This is a genomic window from Pseudomonas laurentiana, assembly GCF_014648275.1.
Lineage (GTDB): Bacteria > Pseudomonadota > Gammaproteobacteria > Pseudomonadales > Pseudomonadaceae > Aquipseudomonas > Aquipseudomonas laurentiana.
The window spans coordinates 1-1,033 of the sequence record NZ_BMQU01000081.1 but is presented as its reverse complement, the minus strand read 5'-3'; the positions used below and the strand labels follow the sequence as shown (position 1 = coordinate 1,033).

Below are 1,033 nucleotides of genomic sequence, written 5' to 3'. Positions count from 1 at the left end.
AGTTGGAGTCGGCGGCTCCCCTAGGGATCTTTCTTATAGGCTCCTCGGGGAAGAGGATCAAGTTGGCCCTTGCGAACAACTTGATGTACTATCTCCCTTCAACCCTTTTTAGCCCAAAAAAACGGGGGCAGAAGGAAAAGTCATGCCATGGACCGACCCCATCATCTCCACCCCGTAGGAACTACGAAATCGCTCCAAGGATGTTTTCATCATCCAGGGGTCACAGACCGACCACATACCCTGATTTGAGAAGTGGAACGCATTAGCTGTCCCTTCTGATTGGGCAGGAAGGGTCGGAGAAGGGCAATCTTTTTAAGATAAGACCAAAGAGTCGGTGGAAAAAAGAAGAGCTTTTTGTTCCTGGTTCTTCCGGAGTTTGAATTCTTAAGAACTTCAAGAATTCCTAGGGGCAACATTGCTTTTGGGAGGAGTTGCTCTTTGGAGAGCACAGTACAATGAAAATTGTGAGCTGTGTTCGGGGGGAAGGCTATTGTCGATTGTTGACCTTCTATGGTAGACTTAATCAAGAGGGTTCAATAGACAGTGGTTGACCCTGTGGCGGATGCCAGCGGTTCGAGTCCGCTTATCTCCACCCCGTGATGATTCTGCGGAGCAGATCAGTCATAATCGGCAGTTTATCTATGATTTATTTTATCGTTCATGGACGTTGATAAGATGCTTTCATGTCTTGAATATTAGTAGCTCCTTAAGACGGCCTTGAGCGGCAAGGTTCAAAAAACTAAGGGCGTACGGTGGATACCTAGGCACCCAGAGACGAAGAAGGGCGTGTTAATCGACGAAATGCTTCGGGGAGTGGAAATTGAGCATAGATCCGGAGATTCCCGAATAGGTTAACCTTTTTAACTATCTGTTGAATCCATAGACAGACAAGGGACAACCTGGCGAACTGAAACATCTTAGTAGCCAGAGGAAGAGAAAGCAAAAGCGATTCCCGTAGTAGCGGCGAGCGAAATGGGATCAGCCTAAACCGTTAAAACGGGGTTGTGGGAGAGCAATCTAAGCGTCATGCTGC

General features: G+C 47.5%; 1 rRNA gene. It reads left to right on the top strand.

The annotated features are described in order from the left end of the window. Positions 1-729: 729 nt before the first annotated feature. A 23S ribosomal RNA gene (locus tag IE038_RS25525) occupies positions 730-1,033 on the top strand; the annotation flags it as partial.